The organism is Xanthomonas cassavae CFBP 4642 (assembly GCF_000454545.1).
GTDB lineage: Bacteria > Pseudomonadota > Gammaproteobacteria > Xanthomonadales > Xanthomonadaceae > Xanthomonas > Xanthomonas cassavae.
Map to the genome: position 1 here is coordinate 22,601 of NZ_CM002139.1, position 4,203 is coordinate 26,803.

General features: G+C 58.3%; 2 protein-coding genes and 2 pseudogenes. 1 reads left to right on the forward strand and 3 read right to left on the reverse strand.

Features of this window, described 5'->3' with window-relative positions; genetic code table 11:
• Nucleotides 1-26: 26 nt before the first annotated feature.
• Nucleotides 27-1,239 (forward strand): annotated as a pseudogene (locus XCSCFBP4642_RS0100130) (IS4 family transposase).
• 69 nt (nt 1,240-1,308) lie between these two features.
• Here the strand turns inward: XCSCFBP4642_RS0100130 and XCSCFBP4642_RS27965 are convergent.
• The 3 genes and pseudogenes from XCSCFBP4642_RS27965 to XCSCFBP4642_RS0100145 form a co-directional block, all read right to left on the reverse strand.
• Nucleotides 1,309-2,313: a hypothetical protein gene (locus XCSCFBP4642_RS27965; protein WP_152527179.1), complete on the reverse strand. Its 1,005-nt coding sequence runs from the start codon at nt 2,311-2,313 to the stop codon at nt 1,309-1,311.
• Nucleotides 2,314-2,359: 46 nt separating this feature from the next.
• A pseudogene (locus tag XCSCFBP4642_RS0100140) lies at nt 2,360-3,073 on the reverse strand (AAA family ATPase); the annotation flags it as partial.
• Nucleotides 3,074-3,092: 19 nt separating this feature from the next.
• On the reverse strand, nt 3,093-4,112 hold the full coding sequence (locus tag XCSCFBP4642_RS0100145; RefSeq protein WP_029218008.1) for an IS1595 family transposase: 1,020 nt from the start codon (nt 4,110-4,112) through the stop codon (nt 3,093-3,095).
• Between the last annotated feature and the right edge of the window lie 91 nt (nt 4,113-4,203).

The window sequence follows — 4,203 nt, forward strand, 5'->3', positions numbered from 1 at the left end:
GACTAAGCCAGAGAAGAGTGCCGACCATGCGCGCCAGCGAAGTATTGCAGAAGTGCCTGTCTAACTCACTGGCCGGGATGCATGCATTACGCCAACGCGCGTTTGCGCGCGGTTGAAGCGCTGGTGCACGGAGGCCGGCTGACGCTGATCGACATCGCACGCGCCTGGCCCGGCGAGACGCGGGTACGTGCATCCCTCAAGGCATGCGACCGCTTACTGTGCAATCGCGCGTTGTACGCCGAGCGATCGGTGATCGAGCGGGACATGGCGCATTGGCTGTTGCGCGGGGCGCAGCCGGTGATCGTGGTCGATTGGAGCGATCTGAAGTCGGACAAGTCGTGGTGCCTGCTGCGCGCAGCCGTGCCGGTCGGTGGGCGCACGCTCACCTTGCTGGACATGGTGGTTACCGGGACACAGCAGGGATCGCCAGGCGCGGAGAAACGCTTCCGGCAGCAGCTCAGGGCACTGATTCCAGACGATGTGCGCCCGATCCTGGTCACTGGCGCCGGATTCCCCACGCCATGGTTTCGCGCGGTGTCGGCGATGGGTTGGGATTGGGTCGGACGCCTGCGTGGTCGCACGCAGGTCAGACCGCAAGACATGCCCGATGATGCGGCGCAATGGATCGATAGCCGTCGCCTGCATGCGCTGGCGTCCAACCGTGCATACGAATTGCCACCGATGCAGGCCAATCGCAGCGATCCACTCGATTGCCGTCTGGTGCTCTATGCCAAGACACGCCAGGGACGTCAGCAACGCAAACGACGCTCCCCCACCAAGGTCTCACGTGCATCTTCAAGTCTGAAAGCCGCAGCGCGTGAGCGCGAGCCATGGCTGATCGTTGCCTCCCCGCAACTCCAAGCGCTCAGCGCAAAACAGTTGGTCAATCTGTACGCACGACGGATGCAGATCGAGCTGGCATTTCGGGATCTGAAGTCACATCGCTACGGCCAAGCCATGGAAGACAGCCTGACCCGACGCAGCGAGAGGTTGCAAATCCTGTTGTTGCTCAACACGCTAGCCACCTTCGCCAGTTGGCTGGCAGGACTGGGCTGCGAAGCCACCGGTATCGCCCAGTGGCTGTCGCCACGCAACAGCACACGCAAGCTCTACTCGACACTGCGCGTCGGCCGCGAGGCGTTGGTCAGGCGCTGGCCGATGGAACCTGTCTCACGCTGGCTAGAACGCTTGCGCACATTGCCCAACGCAGTGCGCGAGCAAATGACGTTGGCGCTGTAAAACGTGGGGATACCTAAGTGCCCCCCCTTTCTCGCTGGGGAATCAATAACGATCAGTGCACTGAAATCGTCATCGCAGAATGTCATCGCGGTTCTTGGCCCACTTCGGTGTCAGGTAGATTCCCAACTTTCCATTTGGACTTTCCTTGAAGCTGCTTTGCACTATGTTCCACCCGCCATCGTCGAATTTTGCATGCACCTTCCAGAACCAGTCCAATCTCGCAATTGATACCCAGATACTATTGTCTGGCACATCGGGCTTGAACATCAGATATGTCTTGAATCTCTCGTCTATCTTCAATTCATCGAATCTGAATCGTGCATCTTCCGGCATTACTTGAAACAAAGGCGTTGCCGGGCTGTCCTCGCCATAGATGCATATGGACTTATCAGGCAACGTCTCCCGGATGAAGTCTTCACACTTCTCCCGGTACCCACCGCCATCCCCCCTGACTCGCACGGAGGTTCCGTAGAATACGTCTTCGTCCAGTACCCACTCGCCATTTGAAGTTCCGCCCCACTCCTGCAACAGCGCGCCCTTGTAATATCTCTTCCTGTCGATCTGCATGAGTTGAACAAATGCGTAACTTCCACCCCCGTATTTTGTTCCGATTATTTTGGCTTTCCATCTGATTCCTGGCTTCATCGTCGATTTGAGCCCACCGAATGTCAGGTAGTACGCTCCTCCCGCCCGCATTTCGCTAGGGATCAGGCCGGTGTGAATCGCATCGGTCTCCGATGAGAATTCCCAGACCTTTGGTGCATGGATACGCACTTTCAACTGAATCGAAACAGATCTTCCTTCAAAGTTTACCTTTGCCGAGACCAACGCTTTTCCTGGGCAACAGGCGCACCAGATACTGACCGGACCGGTTCCCTGGAGCGGCAGAATCCTGGTGGAGGACTTTTTACTCATCTCAAAATTTCCACATCCTTCAGCACCCGATAGGTTCCATCGCACATTGGACACAGTCCCCTCGGTGGACTTTATTTCAAACACTATCTTCTGACCTATGATCGCCTCGTAGGTGCCAGTCGGCTTTACGCCGTTCGCGGTAATGAACGTATCTGTCATTTTCTTTGCTCGAAGGAATGCACTGAGGAAGTCGTCGATTGCATACTCAATCGAAGTTGTAGACGAACTCGGCGTGTCCGGCAGCGACCGTTGCCGTATTCACAGGGGTGCCCGCAATAAGACGATTGAGAAAGTCCCGCGAAATCTCCGGCAACATCGAATTAGTCAAAATCGCATCGATCATCCGCCCGCCCGATTCGCTCTCGGTGCAACGGCTCACCACCAGCTCAACAACTGAGTCGTCGTACTCAAACGGAATTTTGTAGCGCTGCTCGATGCGCTTCTTGATGCGGTTCAACTGCAACCGCACGATCTTCCCGAGCATGTCGTTGCTCAGCGGGTAATACGGAATCGCCACCAAGCGCCCGAGTAATGCCGGCGGAAACACTTTCAACAAAGGCTCGCGAATGGCCTTGGCCATACCTTCGGGATCCGGCATCAGTTCCGGGTCCTTGCACAGACTGGCGATCAGGTCGGTGCCGGCGTTGCTGGTGAGAATGATCAGGGTGTTGCGGAAGTCGATGCGGCGGCCTTCGCCGTCTTCCATCCAGCCCTTGTCGAAGACCTGGAAGAACAGTTCGTGGACGTCGGGGTGGGCCTTTTCCACTTCGTCCAGCAGCACCACCGAGTACGGCTTGCGGCGCACCGCTTCGGTCAGCACGCCGCCTTCGCCATAGCCGACATAGCCTGGCGGTGCACCCTTGAGAGAGGAGACGGTGTGCGCCTCCTGGTATTCGCTCATGTTGATGGTGATCAGATTTCCTGATTAGCCCCGACTCTCAGCCATGAAAATTGCTCGCTGCACGTAAAACCGGCTCTGGGCATGGTGTGGATTGCATCATGGCCGTGGCAAGTCGTGGCAGNAAAACCGGCTCTGGGCATGGTGTGGATTGCATCATGGCCGTGGCAAGTCGTGGCAGCATCTCGCGCAAGCGGAATCGACGATTAAAACGATAGGCCGCTTCTCCCAGGTAACGCCTTGCGTATTTGCCTTGCGCGATGGCGTGATACACGCCACTGATGGCGCGTTTGAGATTGCCCAGCACCACGTTGAGCCAACGTGCACCGGCCGTTTCGGTCGCGGCACGACCACCGCCAGTGTCCAGCGTGGTGTGCGCGTGGCCGGCGTCTTCTAGCCGGCGGAAGCAGGCCAGCCCATCGGTGTAGACCTCGCATTCGGGCGCCAAGCGACGGGCAATCCAGTCCTGCAGCGAGGTGTTGTCGAAGCTGCGCACCGGCTCGATCACCACAAAGCGCGGCGCGGTGAAGGTGGCATCGGTCTGCACCGCAATCAGGAACGCTTGTTTGTTCTCCGATCCGCGTCCGGCCTTGCCACCGTTACGCTCGCCGCCGAGATAGGCATCGTCGATCTGCACGAAACCCGCCAGTTTCCGCATGGATTCGCGCTCGGCCATAACCTGCATGATCTTGTGTTTCATCCGCCAGGCCGTCTTGTAGTTGACGCCCAGATGCCGCATCAACTCCAGCGCGGCCATGTTGGTTTTGGTCGAGGTCAGCAGGTGCAACGCCAGCATCCAGGTGCGCAGCGGCAGCTTGGTGCCTTCGAACATCGTGCCTGCAATCAGGCTGGTCTGATGCCGGCACGCGCTGCATTGGTAGTAGATCGCAGCACCCCGCTTGAAACGCGAGCGCACGCGTCCGGCACAAACAGGGCAACGAAAGCCTTGCGGCCAGCGCCACTTGTAAAGCGCGCGATAGCACTTGGCTTCGGTGCCGTAGGACGCGAAGAACTCAGGCATCGACAATCCCGCTTGGAACTGCACGGCATTGATACTCATCACGCCACCTCGTTGGCTTCAGGTGACAGCAGCATCCACCCAGCGCGGCGCAGATCCTGCGACAGGCGGCTGATGGTCAGGGCTAATCAGG